The organism is Streptomyces aureoversilis, from assembly GCF_042657885.1.
Classification (GTDB): Bacteria; Actinomycetota; Actinomycetes; order Streptomycetales; family Streptomycetaceae; genus Streptomyces; species Streptomyces aureoversilis.
The window spans coordinates 1-19412 of sequence record NZ_JBHSKJ010000019.1 but is presented as its reverse complement, the minus strand read 5'-3'; the positions used below and the strand labels follow the sequence as shown (position 1 = coordinate 19412).

Here is a 19412-nt window from a genome sequence, read left to right as displayed (position 1 = left end):
ATGTACCGGGCTCTACTCGAACGGTGACCGGAATGAAGAAGAATGCGGCAGTCGGCGTCGCCGCGGCGGACCGCGAGGACCTGCGGGCGGACTGCGGCAGCTGCTTCGCGCTGTGCTGCGTCGCGCTGCCGTTCGTCGCCTCGGCGGACTTCGCCGTGACCAAGGACGCGGGCAAGCCGTGCGGCAACATCCAGCAGGACTTCCGCTGCGGCATCCACACCGAGCTGCGGCAGAAGGGCTTCTCCGGCTGCACCGTCTACGACTGCCAGGGTGCGGGGCAGAAGGTCTCCCAGGTCACCTTCGGCGGCCGGGACTGGCGGCAGGACCCCGGGACCGCCCGGCAGATGTTCGCCGTCTACCCGGTCATGCGGCAGCTGCACGAGCTGCTCTGGTACCTGGCCGAGGCCCTGACCCTGCCCGCGGCCCGGCGGCTCCACGCCGAGATCCGGCGCGTGCACGACGCCGTCGAGCGCCTGACCCACGAGAGCCCCGAGGCGATCCTGGAGGTGGACGTGACGGCGCGCCGGATGGAGGTCGGCGAGCTGCTGCAGCGCACCAGCGAGCTCGTACGGGCGCAGGTCCCCGGCAAGAAGAAGAACCGGCGCGGGGCCGACCTGATGGGGGCCCGGCTGCGCGGCGCCGACCTGCGGGGCGCCAACCTGCGCGGCGCGTACCTGATCGCCGCGGACCTCGGCGGCGCGGACCTGCGGACCGCCGACCTCCTCGGGGCCGACCTGCGCGACGCGAACCTCGCCGGGGCCGACCTGACCGGGAGCGTCTTCCTCACCCAGGCCCAGCTCAACGCGGCGCGGGGCGATGCGGGCACGAAGCTGCCGGAGGCGCTGAGCCGGCCGGCGCACTGGGGCCCGGCCGCCTGAGACGTCGCACCCGGAACCTCGCGCCCGAAACGTTCCGCCTGCGAGAGGCGGGGGCGGGCTATCCGCCTGCAGCCAGCTCGTCGTAGACGCTGAGGACGTGCGCGACCGTGTCGTCCTCGGTGGGCCAGGTGGCCGCCTGGGCCCGGCCGGCCGCGGTGAGCTCGGCGCGGCGGGCCGGATCGGCCAGCAGGCGGGCCACCGCCCCGGCTAGGGCGGCGGAGTCGCCGTAGGGGACGAGCTCGGCCGCATCGCCCACGAGGTCGGGGACGCCGCCGACGGCCGTGGCCACCAGGGGGACGCCCGCGTGCAGCGCCTCCTGGGCGAGCAGGGAGCGGGCCTCCCAGCGGCTGGGCAGGATCGCGAGGTCGGCCGTGGCGAGCAGCTCGGGGACGTCGTCGCGGCGGCCCACCAGGCGGACCGGGAGGTTCTCCTCCTCGATGCGGCGCTGCAGCAGCGGCCGCTCGGGGCCCTCGCCCGCCACGATCAGCAGCGGCTCGGGATCCAGCTCGCGCCAGACGCGGGCCGCGTCCAGCAGGACGCCGTGGCCCCGGCCCGCCTCCAGACGGCCGACGGTGACCAGCAACGGGCGGGCCACCGCGCCCAGTTCGGCACGGGTCTTGTCGCGCGGCTCGTCGTCGTCCGGCGCCTGGCGCGGGGCGGGCACGGCCACCGGGGCCAGGCGGGCGTCGCGCGCGCCGCGCAGCCGGGCCCGGTCGACCAGCTCCGAGGTCACCCCGAGGACGACGGCCGCGGCGCGGGCCGCCCGCCGCTCCATCAGCCGCAGGAACCGGCCGCGGGCGCCCTCCTCGTGGCACGTGGTGTGCCAGGTGACCACGAGGGGGGTGGTGCGGCCGCGGAGCGCCAGGGCGGCGAGGACGGCGGAGCGCAGGCCGTGCGCGTGGACCACGTCGGCACCGGCGCTGGCCGCGCGGATGCCGGCCACCGCCAAGGCGTCCGGCCGGGCCCACAGCGGGGCGAAGGCCGCACCCGCGGACGTGAATCCGTACCCCTCGCCCGTCTGCTGCGGCGCACAGACCGTCACCTGCAGCCCGCGAGCGACCAGCCCGGCCGCCAGGGAGCGCACGTGCGCGCCGCTGCCGGCTCCCCCGCTGCCCAGCACTTGCACCGCGTGCAGGGACGGCCGCCCGTGGGGCGCGGGTGTACTGCTCACGCGGGGGGAACTCCTGATTCGGCGTCGGCGTCGGCGTCGGAGAGGCGTACGGCGCAGTGCTGCCGCCCAGGATGCCAGCGTCCGCCGACATCACGGGACCACCGTCTCGCGGGTTGAGCTCCCTACCTCGCCCGCGCATCCGCGGATTCACTCACATAGGTGATTTCTCGCGTCCATCGCCACGGCCTCCGCCACCAGTGCGGCGGCGTGCGGGCAAGCCCGGCACGGCCGTTGCCGGCCACGACGGCGAGCCCAGGCCCCGCCCCCGAGCGCGTGGCCGCCGGTGGCGCCGGGCACCGTCCGCTCGGCCGGATCGTCCGCGATCAGCCCGGCCGCCGCGGCCATCGGGCCGGCCGCGCCCGCCGCGGCCATCGGGCCGGGCGGGGCCCGGCGCGGCCATCGGGCCGGGCGGGGCCCGGCGCGGAGAGCACCGGCACGGCCCCGGCGGCCCTTCCCGGCCGTACGTCCAGCAGGTCGGCGAGGTGGGCGGAGCCGGCGATCCCCACCGCGGCGAGCACCTTGCCGAACGGCCGCTCCTTGACGGCCGCCGCCCGGCCCCGAAGAGCTTCGGCCCCGCTGGTCACCTCGCCCCGCCGCAGGGCGCCCAGGTGCGCCCGGAACCCCCGCCGGGGATCCCCGGCGCCCACGAAGTCGTCGTGGGCCCCGCAGGCTCCGGCCGCCACCACGGCCGGCGCTCCGGCCGCCCGCGCCTTCGGCGGCAGAGCGGGCGTGGCCGCCAGGGCGAGCGCGGTGCCGGCGGCCGCGGCGGGGCCTGCGTACAGGTCGGCCGTGCGGCCGGCGTGGGCCGGGTGACCGGCGCCCCGCCGATGAAGAGCCGGCCCCGGCATTCGCTTCCCGCCGCAGCGGCGATCAGCCGCGACACCGCAGCCCGGCGGTGCCGGCCGGCCCTCGCCGCAGTCGGCGAACGCTCCGGCGACGGAGACCCGTGCCGGGCCGGCTCGGGCCGTGCGGTCGGGCCCGCCGACCCGGCGAACCCCGCGAACCCCGCGAACCCCGCGAACCGCAGAGCGTCACGCACCCCCGCCGGAGGCGCCCCGCGCTGTTGCGAGGAGCTCTTCCGCGTGGGCGCGGGCCAGTTCCGAGTCCTCCTGGCCGGCCAGCATGCGGGAGAGTTCGCGGATGCGGTCCTCGCCCTCCATCGCCTGGACGCCGCTGCGCGTCACCGACCCCTCGTGGGTCTTCTCCACCACCAGGTGCCGGTCGGCGAAGGCAGCCACCTGCGGGAGGTGGGTGACCACCACGACCTGGGCCGTCCGCGCGAGGCGCGCGAGGCGGCGGCCCACTTCGACGGCCGCCTTGCCGCCGACGCCCGCGTCGACCTCGTCGAAGAGGTACGTGGGCACGGGGGCGGAGCCCGCGAAGACGACCTCCACGGCGAGCATGACGCGCGAGAGCTCACCGCCGGACGCGCCCTTGGCGATGGGCCGGGGCAGTGCGCCGGGGTGGGGCGCGAGGAGCAGTTCGACCTCGTCGGCGCCGTGCGGGCCGTAGGCGACGGCGCGGCCGCCGACCTCGATGCCGCTCTCCGCCTCCGCCTCCGCGACCTCGGTCTGCCGGATCGAGAAGCTGACGCGGGCGTGCGGCATGGCCAGCTCCGCGAGTTCGGCGGTGACCGCGTCGGCGAAGCGCTGTGCGGCCTCCGCCCGGGCGTCGCTGAGCGCCTGGGCGAGCCCGCCCAGCTCGGCGCGCAGCGCGTCCCGTTCGGCGGCGAGCTCCGCGATGCGCTCGTCGTCGCCGTCGAGCTCGCCGAGCCGCTCCGCGCCGCGCTCGGCCCAGGCGAGGACCTCGGCGATGTCCTGGCCGTACTTGCGCGTCAGCTGGGTGAGGGCGGCGCGCCGCTCCTCGACGGCGGCCAGCCGCCGCGGGTCCGCGTCCAGGTCGGAGGCGTACCCGGCCAGTTCCCCGGCCACGTCGGACAGCAGGATGCCGATCTCGCCGATGCGGTCGGCGAGGGCGGCGAGGGCGGGGTCGTGCGACCGTACGGCCTCCACGGCCCGGTGCGCGCCGGCGACGAGCGTGGCGGCGTCGATGCCCTCGGGGTCCTCGGGGTTCCCGGCGAGCGCGGCGTGGGCGGCGGTGGCGGCGGAGGCGAGGGCCTCTGCGTGCCCGAGCCGCTCGGCTTCGGCGGCGAGCTCGGCGTCCTCCCCCGGCAGCGGTTCGACGGCGGCGACCTCGTCCAGCCCGAACCGCAGGAGGTCGGCCTCCTGGGCGCGCTCGCGGGCCCGCGTGGTCAGCTCGGCGAGCTCGGCGGCGACGGCGCGCAGCCGGCGGTAGGCGTCGGCGTACTTGGCGAGCGGCGCGGCCACCGCGTCACCCGCGTAGCGGTCGAGGGCCTGGCGCTGCCGGGCGGGCCGCAGCAGCCCTTGCTGGTCGGTCTGCCCGTGGACGGCCACGAGGTCGTCCGCGAGCTCGCCGAGGAGCCCGACGGGCACGCCGCGCCCGCCCAGGTGCGCCCGGGAGCGTCCTTCGGCGGAGAGGGTGCGGCTGATGAGCAGGGTGCCGTCGTCGAGCTCTGCGCCCGCCTCCTCCGCCCGCAGGGCGACGGGCGAGCCGGGGTCGACGGCGAGCCGCCCTTCGACGACCGCGGACCGGGCCCCCATGCGCACCAGGGCGGGGTCGGCGCGCCCGCCGAGCAGCAGACCGAGGCTCGTGACGACCATGGTCTTGCCCGCGCCGGTCTCGCCGGTCACCGCGGTGAAACCGGGTGACAGCTCGACGACCGCGTCATCAATGACGCCCAGGGACCGGATCCGCATCTCCTCCAACACGGATACGACCATACGAGGTTCCGGGGGCCCCTCGCGACGGCCACCCCCACCGACCACCCTGGGGGAATCCCCACCACCGTTCCGGGTGATCGCTCCATGGCCGCTCCGGCCCGGTTCCGGGCACGATCGGGCCATGACCGCACGTTCCCGCACGGCAGCCCTGTTCCTGGCCTCCGCCGTCGTTCTGACCACCGCAGCTTCCACCGGCAGCGCGCTCGCCGCGCCCGCCCGTGCCTCCCTGGACGGGGCGTGGCGCATGGACGGCTACGGCACGGTCGTCTCCGTCGAGGACAGGGGCCGCAGGCTGCGGACGTACGACACCACTGCCGTCAGCTGCCTGCCGGGCTTCCGCGACGCCGCCCGTACGACCGCCCCGGGCACCTTCCAGCAGGACAAGGACGCGCCGATCACGGTGACGGCGCAGGGCCGCGACCGCGCGGTGCTGTCCTTCGGCGACAACGTCGGGCACCGCACGCTGCGCCGCCTGCCCGCCCTGCCGGCCGAGTGCCGCGACACTCCCGTTCCCGCCCCCACTCCCGCAAAGGCGGACAATCTCCGCGTCTTTGACGTCTTCTGGCAGACCTACGCCGAGAACTATCCCTTCTTCGCCCAGAAGGGGATCGACTGGAAGGACGTCCGCGAGAAGTTCCGCCCGCGGGCCGCCGCAGCGGCGGACGACACGGCGCTCTTCGAGGTCCTGAAGGGCATGATCGAGCCGCTGCACGACGGCCACACGGGCATAGTCGCCGACCCCGAGAAGGCGGAGGGGCGCTTCGGCGGCCGCCGCGAGGACACCACCATCCCCGACCGCGACGGCATGCTCCGCATGGACAAGGCCGTCAAGGAGGGCGTCGGCGTGCCCGAGGCCCGGTGGCGCACGTGGGGCGACGGCCGCATCTCGTACGCCGAACTGCCCGACCGCACGGGCTACCTGCGCATCACCGGATTCCAGGGCTACACCGAGGACGGCGGCTACGCCGAGGACAGCGCGGTCATCGACCGCGCCCTCGACGAGATCTTCACGTCCGGCCGCACCCGCGGCCCGGGCGCCCTGCGCGGCCTGGTGCTCGACCTGCGGTTCAACGGCGGAGGCTCCGACCGGCTCGCCCTGCGCGTGGCGGAGCGGCTGACGGACCGCCCGTACCTCGCGTACCTCAAGCACGCCCGCAACGATCCGCGCGACCCGCGCAAGTTCACGCCCGAGCAGCCCGTCATGGTCACCCCGCACCGCGGGCCCGTCCACACCGGCCCCGTGGCCGTGCTCACGGGCCGGCTCACCATCAGCGCGGGCGAGACGCTCACACAGGCCCTCATGGGCCGCACGCAGCCCACGCAGCGGATCGGCGAGAACACCCAGGGGTCCTTCTCCGACACCCTGGAGCGGCGGCTGCCCAACGGCTGGCGGTTCACCCTGCCGAACGAGGAGTTCCTGAGCGCACGGGATCACCGGACGACCTACGACATCACGGGCATTTCCCCGGATGTCGCCACGCCCGTCTTCACGGAGGAGGAGTTCCGCACCCACCGCGACTCGGCCCTCGCCGAGGCACGGCGGTTCGTGGCCCGCTCCCACCGCTGAGGCCCGCCCGGTGCGGCGGGACGCGCTCCCGCCGCACCGGTGGCGGACCGGCGGATCAGTGCGGCGCCCCGCGCCACCCCGCCACCGGCAGGGCGAACTTCGCCACCAGGCGGTCCGTGAAGGACGCGTGGTGCAGCCGCGCCAGGCGCACCGGCACCGCTCCCCGCCGCACCTCCACCCGCGCGCCCGCGGGCAGCTCCACCGTCCGCCGGCCGTCGCACCACAGGACCCCGTTCGGGGTCTGCGGCTGGACCTCCACCGCGAGGACCGAGTCCGGGGCGGTGACCAGCGGCTTGGCGAACAGCGCGTGGGCGCTGATCGGCACCATCAGCAGCGCCTCCACCTCCGGCCACACCACGGGGCCGCCCGCCGAGAACGCGTAGGCCGTCGACCCGGTGGGCGTCGCGCACACCACGCCGTCGCCGCCGAAGCGCGACACCGGGCGCCCGTCGACCTCGGTGACGACCTCCAGCAGCCGCTCGCGCGCGGCCTTCTCCACGGACGCCTCGTTCAGCGCCCAGTCGGTGTGCACCACGTGCCCGTCGGTGCGCACGAGGACGTCGAGCGTCATCCGCTCCTCGACCTCGTACTCCCGCGTCACCACCCGGTCCACGACCTTGTCGAGGTCGTCCCGCTCGGCCTCGGCGAGGAAGCCGACCCGGCCGAGGTTCACGCCCAGCATCGGCACGCCGGAGCGCCGCGCGAACTCCGCGCCGCGCAGCAGCGTGCCGTCGCCGCCGAGGACGACGAGGAGCTCGCAGCCCTCCAGGACCTCCGAGCAGTCGGGGCCCGCCTCGACCAGCTCGACCGCGGACGGCAGCGGCAGGTCGGCCGCCTCCTCGGCGAGGACCCGCACGCCGATGCCGCAGCGCAGCAGTCCCTGGACGACGAGCTCGGCGCTGCGGATGGCCGCCGGGCGGCCCGTGTGCGCGAGCAGGAAGACGGTGCGCTTCCCTCCGTCGTCCGTCCCGCAGCCCCCCTGTGCCGCCGTTGCTGCCTGTGCCCCTGCCTGTGCTGCTGCCTCTGTTGCTTCTGAAGTCGTCAACGCGGCCCCTCCGCCACTGCACGGTCAACGTCCGCCGGGTCCAGTTCGGGCGCTCCGGCGCGCAGCCACAGAAAGTACTCGACGTTGCCCGAGGGCCCCGGCAGCGGGCTCGCGGTCACCCCGAGCACCCCGAGCCCCAGCTCGGCGGCGCGGGCCGCGACCGCGCGCACCGCGTCGGCCCGCAGCTGGGTGCTGCGCACGACCCCGCCGCTGCCGAGCCGCTCCTTGCCGACCTCGAACTGCGGCTTGACCATGAGCACCAGGTCGGCGTCGGGCGCGGCGCAGCGCACCAGCGCGGGCAGCACGAGCCCGAGCGGGATGAACGACAGGTCGCCCACGACGAGGTCGACGGGGACGTCGTCGATCTGCTCCAGCGTCAGCTCGCGGACGTTCGTGCGGTCCTTCACGGTGACCCGCTCGTCGCTCTGCAGCGACCAGGCGAGCTGCCCGTAGCCCACGTCGACGGCGACGACGTGCGCGGCACCGGCGCGCAGCAGGACGTCGGTGAAGCCGCCGGTGGACGCCCCGGCGTCGAGGGCGCGGCGCCCCTCGACCTTCAGCCCGCGCGGGACGAAGGCGGCGAGGGCGCCGGCGAGCTTGTGGCCGCCGCGGGAGACGTAGTCGGGGTCGTTCTCGTCCTGGGTGACGACGACCGCGGCGCTGATCTCGACCTGGGTCGCCGCCTTGGTCGCGACGGCGCCGCCGACGGTCACCCGGCCCGCCGCGATGAGCTGGCTCGCGTGCTCGCGGGAGCGGGCGAGTTTACGGCGCACGAGCTCGGCGTCGAGTCGGCTGCGTCGCGGGCGGGTCACTGCCACGGGTGGTTCAGCTCCTGGTGTCGTACGAAGCGGGGGCGCCCGGGGCCGCGGACGCCCCGGACGGGCCGGGGCTCCGGTCGAGCGCGCTCAGCGCCTCCCGCAGGCCCCGGTGTACATCCTCGTACACCTCCAGGTGGCCGCTCGCGGCGAGGTGGTCGGCGTCCGCCAGCCGGACGAGCTGCGTGTCGACGGCGGGGTCGCCGGTCGGGGTGCGCACGACGCCGAGCGGCACCGGGCCGGGCCCGGTCGCCCCGCCGGCCTCGCCCGTCTCCGGATCCGCAAGGGTCTCCAGGTCCGCAAGAGCCTCCGGGGCCCCAGGAGTCTCCCTGCCTCCAAGAGTCTCCCGGTCCGCAGGAGTCTCCCGGTCCGCAGGAGTCATCGCATCGCTCATGGCTCCGACGCTACCCCGGAACGGCGCCTCTGCGGCGTACGCGGCCTGCTGCGGTACCGTCCCTGGTGATGGCGACGACCGAGGAGTGCCGCGCCGCACTCGACAGACTGGCGGAGAACCTCGCGGGAGCGAAGGGCGAACTCCGCGACGCGGCCACGCCCGACCGCTCGCTCAGCTGCCACATCACCGATCTCGACGTGACCTTCACCGGCCACCTCGTGGGCGGGCACATCCAGGACGTGGAGACGCGGCCGGGCACGCCCGAGCGACGGTCGGAGATCGCGCTGACGATGGCGGGCGACGACCTGGTGGCCCTGGTGGACGGCCGGCTGAACTTCGCGAAGGCGTGGGCCGCCGGCCGGGTCAGGGTCCAGGCGAGCCTGCGCGACGTCCTGCGGCTGCGGTCGCTGCTGTAGCGGCAGCCGCTGGGCAGCAGCTGCAACAGTCGTGGCTGCCGCAGCTGCCACGGCCCGCTCACTTCTGCAGCGCGGCGCCCGCCCTGGACCGGCGTGCCGCCGGCACCACCAGCGGCGTCCCCGTCTCCGGGTCGTCGATGACCTGGCAGCGCAGCCCGAACACCTGCTCCACGAGCTCGGCGGTGACGACGTCCCCCGGCGCGCCCTGGGCGACGACACTGCCGTCGCGCATGGCGATCAGGTGGGTGGCGTAACGCGCGGCGTGGTTGAGGTCGTGGAGGACGGCGACGAGTGTGCGGCCCTGCTCCTCGTGGAGCTGGGCGCACAGGTCGAGCACCTCGATCTGGTGCTGGATGTCGAGGTACGTGGTGGGCTCGTCCAGCAGGAGCAGCGGGGTCTGCTGGGCGAGGGCCATGGCGATCCAGACCCGCTGGCGCTGGCCGCCGGAGAGCTCGTCGACGTGCCGCTCGGCGAGGGCGTCGACGCCGGTGGCGGCCATGGACTCGGTGACGATCCGCTCGTCCTCGCGCGACCACTGGCGCAGCAGGCCCTGATGGGGGTAGCGGCCGCGGGCGACGAGGTCGCCGACGGTGATGCCGTCGGGCGCGATGGAGGACTGCGGGAGCAGCCCGAGGGTGCGGGCGACCTGCTTGGCCGGGTAGGAGCCGATGGCGGCGCCGTCGAGCAGGACGGATCCGGCGGCGGGCTTGAGCATCCGGGCCAGGGCGCGCAGCAGGGTGGACTTGCCGCAGGCGTTGGGGCCGACGATGACGGTGAACGACCGGTCGGGGATGGCGACCGAGAGGTTCTGGGCGATGACCCGCTGGTCGTAGGCGAGCGTGACGGATTCGGCCGTCAGTCGGCTCATGGTGCTGTCTCCTTGGTGAGGGGTCGTCTCCGTCGTGCTGAAGGTCCGAGGGTCGTACGGGATGCGCTGCTCACACCCGCACCCGGCCCGCTGTGCGTTCGCTGCTCACACCCGGCCCGCCTTGCGCTCCGTGAACAGCAGCCACAGCAGATAGCAGCCGCCGAGCATTCCGGTCAGCGCGCCGACGGGCAGCTGGTCGGCTCCGAAGAGCCGCTGCGAGGCCCAGTCGGCGCCGACGAGCAGGGTGGCGCCCATGACCGCGGAGGCGAGGAGGTTGGGGCCGGGCGCGCGGGTCAGCCGGCGCGCGAGCTGCGGCGCGGCGAGGGCCACGAAGCCGACGGGCCCGGCGGCGGCCGTGGCGGCGGCGGTGAGCAGCACGGCGCAGGCCATCACCACGAGCCGGGTGCGCTCGGCGCGCACCCCGAGGGCGTGGGCGGCGTCGTCGCCCATCTCCAGCATGCGCAGGGCGCGCCCGTACCCGAGGACGAGGGGCAGGAGCACGGCGACCGCGCACAGCAGGGGCCACACCTGTGCCCAGTCGCGGCCGTTGAGCGAGCCGACCATCCAGATCATGGAGCGGGCGGCGTCGACGAGGTCCGCCTTGGTCATCAGGTAGTCGCGCAGGCCGGTGAGGACGGCGGCGGCGCCGATGCCGACGAGCACGAGGCGGTAGCCGTTGATGCCCTTCTTCCAGGCCAGCAGGTAGACCGCGAGCCCGGTGCCGATGCCGCCGGCGACGGCGCCGGCCGCCACGGCGAAGGGGTCGCCGTGGAAGAGGACGATGACGACGAGCGCACCGGCCGCGGAGCCCTGGCCGAAGCCGATCACGTCCGGGCTGCCCAGCGGGTTGCGGGAGACGGACTGGAAGACCGCGCCCGCCAGCCCGAGGGCGGCGCCCGCGAGCAGGCCCACCAGGACCCGGGGCAGGCGCAGGTCGTGGACGACGATGTCCTGTGCGGGGGTGCCGCCGCCGGCGAGCGTCCGCAGGACGTCGGCGGGCGACATGGGGAAGTCGCCGGTGGCGATGAGGGCCACGGAGGCGGCCGCCGCGACGGCCAGGAGCAGCAGGACGACGAGGCCGGCGCGGGCGTCCACGCGCAGGGAGAGCCCGCCGCCGGTACGGATGGTCCGCGTCGTGCGCGCCGTTCGCTTCGTCCGTGTCATCGGTGCCGTTGATGTCGTCGGTGCGGGTGAGCTCACTGCTGGGCCACCCTCCGGCGCCGTACGAGGTGGATGAAGACGGGCCCGCCGACGACGGCGGTGACGATGCCGGCCTGGAGCTCTCCGGGCCGGGCGACGACCCGCCCGATGATGTCCGCGCCGAGCAGCAGCACGGGCGACAGGACGGCCGCGTACGGCAGGACCCAGCGCTGGTCGGGGCCGGTGAGGGCGCGCACGAGGTGCGGGACGATCAGGCCGATGAAGACGACGGGCCCGCAGGCGGCGGTCGCCGCGCCGCACAGCAGGGTGACGGCGGCCATCGCGAGGACGCGGGTGCGGGCGGGCCGGGTGCCGAGCGCGCGGGCGCTGTCGTCGCCGAGGGCCATGGCGTTCAGGGGCCGGGCGAGGGCGAAGGCCAGCAGCACGCCGGCGGCGATGAAGGGCAGGACCTGCCGGATGACGTCCGCGTTGGCGGAGGCGAGGGAGCCGACGGTCCAGAAGCGCATCCGGTCGAGCGCGGCGGAGTCCATCAGCTGGACGGAGTTGACGTAGCCGTAGAGCGCGTACGTCGCGGCGGTGCCGGCCAGGGCGAGCCGTACGGGCGTGGCGCCCCGGCTGCCGCCGAGCACGTGGACCACGACGGAGACGACGGCCGCACCGGCGAGGGCGAACCACACGTAGCCGCCGGTCGAGCTGACGCCGAGGAAGGTGATGGCGGATACGACGGCCGCCGCGGCGCCCGCGTTGACGCCGAGGATCCCGGGCTCGGCGAGCGGGTTGCGGGTGAGGGCCTGCATCACGGCGCCGGCGAGCCCGAGGGCGGCGCCGGCGAGCAGGCCGAGCAGCGTACGGGGCAGGCGGACCTCGCGCACGATGACGCCGGCCTCGCCGTGCGCGCCGTCGAACAGCCCGTGCCAGACCTGGTCCAGCGACAGCGGCTTGGCGCCGACGGCGACGCTCGCGACGGCGACGAGCAGCAGCAGACCGGTCGCCGCGAGCAGCCCGGCAGCCCGCGCGGCATTCCGCTTACGGCTTGCCGGGGGTATCTGCGGCGGCTGCGGACCGGTGTCCGCCGGGGGCTCGGGGGGACTGTCAACCAACACGACCCTTAGGTTAGCCTACCCTTAACTCCCCCCGTTCTTGCCTCATTCTTGAGAGAAGCGCACCACCATGAGCACCCCCCGCACCTCCACCAGCTCCTTCATGTCCCGCCGCGGCCTGCTGGCCGCGGGCGGCGCCCTCGGCGCAGGTGCCCTCCTGACGGCCTGCGGGGGCGGCTCGAAGGGCTCCTCGGACGGGGACTCAGATTCCGCTTCGGGCCCGTGGAGCTTCAACGACGACCGCGGCGAGACCGCGAAGGCCGATCGCACCCCGAAGAAGGTCGTCGCCTTCACCGGCACCGCCGCGGCCCTGCACGACTTCGGCGTCGAATGCGTCGGCGTCTTCGGCCCGACCATCCGCAAGGGAGGCGAGCCCGACCCCCAGGCCGGCGACCTCGACATCGACAAGCTGACCGTCCTCGGCAACGCCTGGGGCGAGTTCAGCGTCGAGAAGTACGCGGCCCTCTCCCCCGAACTGCTCGTCACCAACATGATCCAGGGCACCGAGCTCTGGTACGTCCCCGAGGAGAGCAGGAAGAAGATCCTCGGCTTCGCCCCCAGCATCGGCATCAACGTCACCAAGGTCTCCCTGACCCAGGTCATCGGACGCTACGCCGCGCTCGCCGACTCCCTCGGCGCCGACCTCAAGGCGAAGGAGGTCACCGACGCCAAGGACCGCTTCGAGAAGGCCTCCGAAACCCTCCGCAAGGCCGCCCGGGACAACAAGGGCCTCAAGGTCCTCGCCGCCTCCGGCTCCGCCGACCTGCTCTACGTCTCCGACCCCGGCGTCTACGCCGACCTCGCCTACTTCAAGTCCCTCGGCGTCGACTTCGTCGTCCCCGACAAGGTCACCGGCGGCTTCTTCGAGAGCCTCAGCTGGGAGAACGCCGGCAAGTACCCCGCCGACCTGATCCTCCTCGACAACCGCACCGCCGCCCTCCAGCCCAAGGACCTCGCCGCCAAGCCCACCTGGGCCGAGCTGCCCGCCGTCAAGGCCGGCCAGATCAGCCCCTGGCTCAGCGAGCCGCGCTACTCGCACGCCGGGTGCGCACCGCTCGTCGAGGCCCTCGCCGAGGCCGTCCAGAAGGCCAAGAAGGTCGCCTGACCGCCTGACAGGCCCAACCCAGTCGCCTGACAGGCGCACCCGAGCGAAAGGGAAACACCCGCATGGCCGGCACCACCCTCCCGTACCGCTTCTTCGACCTGGAGGTGCTCCGCACCGAGCGGATCAGCCCCGCCATGATGCGGGTCACCTTCGGCGGCAAGGAGCTCCGCGACATCGTCACCGGCGGCCGCGACCAGCGCTTCAAGCTGTTCCTGCCACAGCCCGGGCAGGACCGCCCGGTCCTGCCCGCGAACCTCGACGAGACCTGGTTCACCGAATGGCGCGCCCAGGACCCGGCCGTACGGGCCTTCATGCGCACCTACACCGTGCGGGACCTGCGGCAGGATCCGGACGAGATGGACGTCGACTTCGCCGTGCACGGCGACGCCGACGGACACGGCGGCCCCGCCACGAACTGGGCCCAGGCCGCACGCCCCGGCGACGTCGTCACCGTCCTCGCGCCCGTCGTCGAGGACAACGGCGGCGTCGACTTCCAGCCGCCCGCCGGCACCGACTGGGTCCTGATCACCGCCGACGAGACGGCACTGCCCGCCGTCGCCGGCATCCTCGCCTGGCTGCCCGCCGGCACCCCGGCCAAGATCTGGATAGAGGTCCCCCACCCGGAGGACGTCCAGGACCTGCCCACCGACGCCGCCGCGGAGATCACCTGGCTGGTACGGGGCGCGGCGGAGCCCGTCCTGAGCGCCGTCCGCGCCGCAGACCTCCCCGAGGGCACGCCCTACGCATGGCTCGCCGGCGAATCCGGCACGGTCCGCGGCCTCCGCCGCCACCTGGTCAACGACCGCGGCATCGACCGCCGCACAGTGACGTTCACGGGCTACTGGCGCCGGGGAGCCACGGAGGAGGACCTGCTGGCGGAACTGGCCTGACGAGCACCACCTCAGCTCGTCCGGCACCAACTCAGCCCGGCCCGGCACCGACTGAGTCCGTCCCGGCACCAACTCAGCTCGTCCCCGCACCAACTCAGCCCGTCCGGCGTTTGAGGACGACGCGCGGCAGCGCGGACGGGGGTCTGGGGCGCAGCCCCAGTTACGGGAAGGGGCGGGTCAGGGGAAGAACCCCCAACCCGCCCCATCCACGGTCACAGCCCCAGCCGGGCCACCACCTTGCCCGAGTCCAGCGAGCACACCCCGTCACCCGCAGCCGTCCACGCGGCAGCACAAAGCGCCCGAAGCCCGTCCACAGGCTCCCCCTCCCCCGCAAGGACGAGCGCATCACCGTCGGCGGAGGCGGTCCACCCCCCACACCGGAACCCGTCACCCACCGGCACGACCTCCGGCTGAGGAACCAGCAACCCCCGCAGATCCTCGGCCACATACGTGGGCCGGTGCTCCGGCCGCGCCGCGACCAGCTGCGCGGCCGTCGTCACGCCGGTCAGCACCAGCAGCGAGTCCACCCCGCCCACGTGCGCGCCCTCGATGTCCGTGTCGAGCCGGTCGCCGACCACCAGCGGCCGCTCCGCACCGGTCCGCAGCACCGTCTCGCGGTGCATCGGCGGCAGCGGCTTGCCGGCCACCTGCGGCGTCGCGCCCGTGGCTATCCGTACGACCTCCACGGCCGCACCGTTGCCCGGCGCGATGCCGCGCCCGCTCGGAATCGTCAGGTCCGTGTTGGACGCGAACCACGGCAGGCCCCGCGCCACGGCGTACGACGCCTCCATCAGCCGCGACCACGGCATGTCCGGCCCGCCGTAGCCCTGGACGACGGCCGCCGGGTCGTCGTCGGCCGACTCCACCGGCACCAGCCCGCGCTCGCGCAGGGCCACCCGCAGCCCCTCGGCGCCGATGACCAGCACCCGGGACCCGGCGGGCAGCTGCTCGGAGATCAGCCGTGCCACGGCCTGGGCGGAGGTGATCACGTCGGACGCCTCGGCGGGGACACCCAGCTCGGTCAGGTGTCCGGCGACCGTCTCCGGCGTCCGCGCGGCGTTGTTCGTCACGTAGGCGAGGTGCATCCCGCCCTCGCGGGCCGTCCCGAGCGACTCGACGGCGTACGCGATGGCCTCCCCGCCCGCGTACACCACGCCGTCGAGGTCGAGCAGCGCCGTGTCGTAGGCCTCGCTGAGGGCACGCTCGCTGCCGTCGGGCCGCGTACGGGCGGTCTGGTTCATGCTGTACTCGCTCCTTGTGCTGTACGTCTCTTCCACGATCATTGCTCACAGGGCCATGAGACATAACATTTCCCAATGAGCACTCCAGGCCGAGCAGGGAAAGCAGGGCAAGGACTCCAGCTCGCCCCCTTCCGTGGGCTGCGTTATGTCCCGGAGCGGGTCGGCAGCCTCGCCGCCGTCACCTCGCCACCGTACGACGTCGTCGTACGGCCCGACGGGTTGCGTCACCTGGAGACCGCCGATCCGCACAACATCGTCAGGCTGATCCTCCCCCAGGCGGCGAGCGCCGCGGACCGGCACCGGCTGGCCGCGGACACCCTCCGCCGCTGGCAGGAGGAGCACGTCCTCGCCGCCGACCCCGAGCCCGCCCTCTACGTCTACGAGCAGCGCGGCGGCGGCATACTGCAGCGCGGCCTCATCGGCGCCCTCCGCCTCAGCCCCCGCGAGGAGGGAGTCGTCCTCCCGCACGAGGACGTCATGCCGCACATCGTCGAGGACCGCGCGGCCCTGATGCGCGGCACGGGCGCCAACCTCGAACCGCTGCTCTTCTCCTACCGCGGCAACGGCAGCACGACCGGCGCCGCGGCCGTCATCGACCGCGTCACCGGCACCGAGCCGCTGCTGTCCACGACGACCGACGACGGCTACGCCCACCGCCTGTGGTCCATCACCGACCCGGACGACCTCGAAGCGATCGGGAAGGACCTCTCCCAGCAGCACGCGCTCATCGCCGACGGCCACCACCGCTGGGCCACGTATCTGCGCCTGCGCGCCGAGCAGCCGGCCCCCGGCCCCTGGGACTTCGGCCTCGTCCTCCTCGTCGACACCGCCCGCTACCCGCTGCGCGTACGGGCCATCCACCGCCTCCTGCACCGGCTTCCGGTCGCCCAGGCCCTGGCGGCCCTCGAAGGCTCCTTCCGGGTCCGCACGATCGACGGCCCGTTGCCGGAGGCGCTCGACGCGCTGGCGGAGGCGTCCGAAGCCTCCGGGGCACCCGGGGTGTCCGGAGCGTCCGGAGAAGCGGGGAACGCCTTCGTCCTGGCGGGCGACGGCCGCTTCCACCTCCTCGACCGCCCGGACCCGGAGCTGCTGGCCCGCGTGGTCCCCACCGACCGCCCGGAGGCCTGGCGCACGCTGGACGCGACGGTCCTGCACTCGGTGCTGCTGGAACACATCTGGCAGGTGCCGGACAACCCCGAGAACATCAGCTACATCCACGAGACGGCCGCGGCCGTCAAGCAGGCCGAGCGGCACGGCGGCACGGCGGTGCTGATGCACCCGGTCCAGGAGGACGTCGTCCGGGAGCTGGCGGAACAGGGCGTGACCATGCCCCGCAAGTCCACGTCGTTCGGCCCCAAGCCGGCGACGGGCCTGGTGCTGCGGAGCCTGGCCCTGAACTGACGGAAGAGACGGCGGAAGAGACGGCGGAAGAGCCGAAAGAAGAGACGAAAAAGGGCGGCGTCCCGGTACGAGGTACCGGGACGCCGCCCTCTACGTCAGCGATCAGCTCTTGTCGTCGTCGGCCTTCGGCGCCTCGGCGACGTCGCCGGACTCCTCAGCCTCCTCGGCGGGCTTCTCGACGGACTCCTCGGCGGACTCCTCGACAGGCTTCTCAGCGGCCTCGGGGGCCTCGGAGGCCTCAAGGGCCTCGTCAGCCTCGGACTCCGCCAGGGCGTCCGTGAACTCGACGCCGTCCAGCTCGGCGAGGCGGTCGGAGGCGTCCGTCTGGCCGCCCTGGTCCGCTTCGAGGGCCTTGGCGAACCACTCGCGGGCCTCGCTCTCGCGGCCGACCTCCAGCAGCGCGTCGGCGTACGCGTACCGCAGGCGCGCGGTCCACGGCTGGACCGAGCTGGAGGCGAGCTCCGGGCTCTGCAGCGTCACGACGGCGGCCTCGGCCTGGCCCATGTCCTTGCGGGCACCGGCGGCGACCAGGCGCATCTCGACCTGGCCGGCCTTGTCGAGCTTGTTGACCTCGGGCTCGCCGGCCATGGCCAGCGCGCGCTCGGGACGGCCCATGCCGCGCTCGCAGTCGGCCATCACGGGCCACAGCTCGACGGAGCCGGTCATCCGGCGGGCGGCGCGGAACTCGGCGAGCGCCTCGGAGTACTTGGCCGTCGCGTACGAGGCGAAGCCGGCGGCCTCGCGCACCGCGGCGACGCGGGAGGCGAGACGCAGCGCGATCCGCGAGTAGGCGTAGGCCTGCTCCGGGTCCTCGTCCAGCAGGTTGGCGACCATGACGAGGTTGCGGGCGACCTCCTCGGCGAGGCCCTTCGGCAGGCTCATGAGCTCCTGGCGCACGTCCGCGTCGATCTCGTCACCGGTGACGTCGTCGGGGATCGGCAGGCGCTTCACCGGCTCGCGGTCGCCACGGTCCCGGTCGCGCTCGTCACGGCCGCCGCGGTAGCCACCGGAACGGTCGTCCCGGCCACCGCGGTAGCCGCCGCCACCCTGCCGGTCGTCACGGAACGAGCGGCGCGGGCCGCGGTCGTCGCGACCGCCGCGGAAGCCACCACGGTCGTCATCGCGGCGCGGGCCACGGTCATCGCGACGCTCGTCACGGCGGAAGCCGCCACGGTCGTCGTCGCGACGGGGGCCGCGGTCGTCGCGACGCTCGTCACGACGGAAGGACGGGCGGTCGTCGCGGCGCTCGTCGCGGCCGCCGCGGAAGCCACCGCGGTCGTCATCGCGGCGCGGGCCACGGTCGTCACGGCGCTCATCGCGGCGGAAGGACGGACGGTCGTCGCGACGGAAGCCGCCACGGTCGTCGTCACGGCGCGGACCGCGGTCGTCACGACGCTCGTCACGACGGAAGGACGGACGGCTGTCGCGACGCTCGTCACGGTCGTCGCGACGGAAGCCACCGCGGTCGTCATCGCGGCGCGGAGCACGGTCGTCACGGGGGAAGGACGGACGCTCGTCGCGGCCGCCACGGAAACCACCGCGGGGACGGTCGTAGCCACCACGGTCGTCGCGGCGCGGGCCGCGGTCGTCGTCACGGCGGAAGGAGGGACGGTCGTCACGGCCGCCGCGGAAGCCGCCACGGTCGTCGTCACGGCGCGGGGCGCGGTCGTCACGACGGAAAGAGGGGCGGTCGTCGCGGCGCTCGTCGCGGCCGCCGCGGAAACCACCGCGGTCGTCGTCGCGACGGGGGCCGCGGTCGTCACGGCGGTCGTCGCGACGGAAGGACGGACGGTCGTCACGGCGGCCGAAGCCACCGCCGGCCGGACGCCCGCCACGGTCGTCGTCGCGGCGCGGGCCGCGGTCGTCACGACGGTCGTCGCGACCGCCGCGGGAGCCGCCGCGGTCGTCGTCACGGCGGAAAGAGGGGCGGTCGTCGCGACGGCCGAAGCCGCCACCGGCCGGACGCCCGCCGCGGTCGTCGCGGCGGGGGCCGCCACGCCGGTCGTCACCGCGGTCGTCACGCCGGTACGCCGGTCGGTCGTCGCGGCGGAAACCGCCGCGGTCGCCACCCGAACGATCGTCGGGGTAGTTGGTGGGCATCGACGTGACTCCTGTCTTCGGGTACCGCAGTCATTCTCGCGCAACCGGACGGCCGGCGCGCTTCGGCAGAAATACAAAAAAGGACCCTTGGTCCCAGCGTGAACGCTGGGACCAAGGGTCCTTGAAATATTGTTCGGCGGCGTCCTACTCTCCCACACGGTCCCCCATGCAGTACCATCGGCGCTGAAAGGCTTAGCTTCCGGGTTCGGAATGTAACCGGGCGTTTCCCTAACGCTATGACCACCGAAACCCTATCGGTTTCGAGCGAACAAGCACACTTTTCAATTAAGTGGTTCTGCTCAAACCAGCAACTGTTCGTTGCTTCAGAACTAACACAGTGGACGCGAGCAACTGAGGACAAGCCCTCGGCCTATTAGTACCAGTCAGCTCCAACCGTTACCGGTCTTCCACACCTGGCCTATCAACCCAGTCGTCTACTGGGAGCCTTACCCCATCAAG

At 74.3% G+C, this 19412-nt stretch carries 18 protein-coding genes and 2 rRNA genes; 6 read left to right on the top strand and 14 right to left on the bottom strand.

Annotation, left to right across the window (positions count from 1 at the left end; genetic code table 11):
- Nucleotides 1-32: 32 nt before the first annotated feature.
- Nucleotides 33-878: a pentapeptide repeat-containing protein gene (locus ACFPP6_RS27830; RefSeq protein WP_382047887.1), complete on the top strand. Its 846-nt coding sequence runs from the start codon at nucleotides 33-35 to the stop codon at nucleotides 876-878.
- 58 nt (nucleotides 879-936) lie between these two features.
- Here ACFPP6_RS27830 and ACFPP6_RS27825 read toward each other — a convergent pair whose 3' ends face one another.
- From ACFPP6_RS27825 to recN, 3 genes are all read right to left on the bottom strand, one after another.
- Nucleotides 937-2049, bottom strand: coding sequence for a glycosyltransferase family 4 protein (locus ACFPP6_RS27825; protein ID WP_382047884.1), 1113 nt, complete (start codon nucleotides 2047-2049; stop codon nucleotides 937-939).
- A gap of 323 nt (nucleotides 2050-2372) precedes the next feature.
- Nucleotides 2373-2897, bottom strand: coding sequence for a hypothetical protein (locus ACFPP6_RS27820; protein ID WP_382047881.1), 525 nt, complete (start codon nucleotides 2895-2897; stop codon nucleotides 2373-2375).
- Between the two features lie 183 nt (nucleotides 2898-3080).
- Entirely contained in the window at nucleotides 3081-4850 is a 1770-nt protein-coding gene (recN, locus tag ACFPP6_RS27815) for a DNA repair protein RecN (protein WP_382047878.1), read from the bottom strand.
- A gap of 121 nt (nucleotides 4851-4971) precedes the next feature.
- On the opposite strand from recN, the gene ACFPP6_RS27810 reads away from it, so the two are divergent.
- Entirely contained in the window at nucleotides 4972-6417 is a 1446-nt protein-coding gene (locus ACFPP6_RS27810) for a S41 family peptidase (RefSeq protein ID WP_382047875.1), read from the top strand.
- A 55-nt stretch (nucleotides 6418-6472) separates the two neighbouring features.
- Here the strand turns inward: ACFPP6_RS27810 and ACFPP6_RS27805 are convergent, their stop codons facing one another.
- Genes ACFPP6_RS27805 through ACFPP6_RS27795 form a run of 3 tightly spaced genes read right to left on the bottom strand, consistent with a single transcriptional unit; the run spans nucleotide 6473 to nucleotide 8671 of the window.
- Nucleotides 6473-7462 (bottom strand): NAD kinase, encoded by a 990-nt coding sequence (locus ACFPP6_RS27805; protein ID WP_382047872.1) that lies wholly within the window; start codon nucleotides 7460-7462, stop codon nucleotides 6473-6475.
- The gene (locus ACFPP6_RS27800) at nucleotides 7459-8274 is read right to left on the bottom strand and encodes a TlyA family RNA methyltransferase (RefSeq protein ID WP_382048202.1); all 816 of its coding nucleotides are present in this window, start codon (nucleotides 8272-8274) and stop codon (nucleotides 7459-7461) included. The genes ACFPP6_RS27805 and ACFPP6_RS27800 overlap by 4 nt, the downstream gene beginning before the upstream one ends.
- A 13-nt stretch (nucleotides 8275-8287) precedes the next feature.
- A complete protein-coding gene (locus ACFPP6_RS27795; protein ID WP_382047869.1) occupies nucleotides 8288-8671 on the bottom strand; it encodes a hypothetical protein in 384 nt (127 codons plus the stop codon).
- A 68-nt stretch (nucleotides 8672-8739) separates the two neighbouring features.
- Between ACFPP6_RS27795 and ACFPP6_RS27790 the strand changes: the two genes are divergently transcribed.
- Nucleotides 8740-9087, top strand: a complete 348-nt coding sequence (locus ACFPP6_RS27790; protein WP_382047867.1) for a sterol-binding protein — start codon at nucleotides 8740-8742, stop codon at nucleotides 9085-9087.
- A 58-nt stretch (nucleotides 9088-9145) separates the two neighbouring features.
- Here the strand turns inward: ACFPP6_RS27790 and ACFPP6_RS27785 are convergent, their stop codons facing one another.
- From ACFPP6_RS27785 to ACFPP6_RS27775, 3 genes are all read right to left on the bottom strand, one after another.
- Nucleotides 9146-9955: an ABC transporter ATP-binding protein gene (locus ACFPP6_RS27785; RefSeq protein WP_382047864.1), complete on the bottom strand. Its 810-nt coding sequence runs from the start codon at nucleotides 9953-9955 to the stop codon at nucleotides 9146-9148.
- Nucleotides 9956-10060: 105 nt separating this feature from the next.
- Entirely contained in the window at nucleotides 10061-11119 is a 1059-nt protein-coding gene (locus tag ACFPP6_RS27780; RefSeq protein WP_382047861.1) for a FecCD family ABC transporter permease, read from the bottom strand.
- Nucleotides 11120-11151: 32 nt separating this feature from the next.
- On the bottom strand, nucleotides 11152-12162 hold the full coding sequence (locus ACFPP6_RS27775) for a FecCD family ABC transporter permease (protein WP_382048199.1): 1011 nt from the start codon (nucleotides 12160-12162) through the stop codon (nucleotides 11152-11154).
- Nucleotides 12163-12286: 124 nt separating this feature from the next.
- Between ACFPP6_RS27775 and ACFPP6_RS27770 the strand changes: the two genes are divergently transcribed.
- Together ACFPP6_RS27770 and ACFPP6_RS27765 are read left to right on the top strand one after the other, a co-directional pair.
- On the top strand, nucleotides 12287-13321 hold the full coding sequence (locus tag ACFPP6_RS27770) for an ABC transporter substrate-binding protein (RefSeq protein ID WP_382047858.1): 1035 nt from the start codon (nucleotides 12287-12289) through the stop codon (nucleotides 13319-13321).
- Between the two features lie 62 nt (nucleotides 13322-13383).
- The gene (locus ACFPP6_RS27765) at nucleotides 13384-14211 is read left to right on the top strand and encodes a siderophore-interacting protein (protein WP_382047856.1); all 828 of its coding nucleotides are present in this window, start codon (nucleotides 13384-13386) and stop codon (nucleotides 14209-14211) included.
- Nucleotides 14212-14423: 212 nt separating this feature from the next.
- Here the strand turns inward: ACFPP6_RS27765 and ACFPP6_RS27760 are convergent, their stop codons facing one another.
- Nucleotides 14424-15452, bottom strand: coding sequence for an HAD-IIA family hydrolase (locus tag ACFPP6_RS27760; RefSeq protein WP_382047853.1), 1029 nt, complete (start codon nucleotides 15450-15452; stop codon nucleotides 14424-14426).
- A 75-nt stretch (nucleotides 15453-15527) separates the two neighbouring features.
- Here ACFPP6_RS27760 and ACFPP6_RS27755 point away from each other — a divergent pair, with 75 nt between their 5' ends.
- Nucleotides 15528-16853, top strand: coding sequence for a DUF1015 domain-containing protein (locus tag ACFPP6_RS27755; RefSeq protein WP_382047850.1), 1326 nt, complete (start codon nucleotides 15528-15530; stop codon nucleotides 16851-16853).
- A 102-nt stretch (nucleotides 16854-16955) separates the two neighbouring features.
- On the opposite strand, the gene ACFPP6_RS27750 is transcribed toward ACFPP6_RS27755, so the two are convergent.
- From ACFPP6_RS27750 to ACFPP6_RS27735, 4 genes are all read right to left on the bottom strand, one after another.
- A complete protein-coding gene (locus tag ACFPP6_RS27750) occupies nucleotides 16956-17804 on the bottom strand; it encodes a tetratricopeptide repeat protein (RefSeq protein ID WP_382047847.1) in 849 nt (282 codons plus the stop codon).
- Nucleotides 17801-18922 carry a hypothetical protein gene (locus tag ACFPP6_RS27745; RefSeq protein WP_382047844.1) on the bottom strand — a complete coding sequence of 374 codons (1122 nt, stop codon included), beginning with the start codon at nucleotides 18920-18922 and terminating at the stop codon, nucleotides 17801-17803. Before ACFPP6_RS27745 ends, ACFPP6_RS27750 begins: the two co-directional genes overlap by 4 nt.
- A 162-nt stretch (nucleotides 18923-19084) precedes the next feature.
- A 5S ribosomal RNA gene (rrf, locus tag ACFPP6_RS27740) occupies nucleotides 19085-19201 on the bottom strand.
- Nucleotides 19202-19306: 105 nt separating this feature from the next.
- Nucleotides 19307-19412: ribosomal RNA gene (locus ACFPP6_RS27735) — 23S ribosomal RNA — on the bottom strand; the annotation flags it as partial.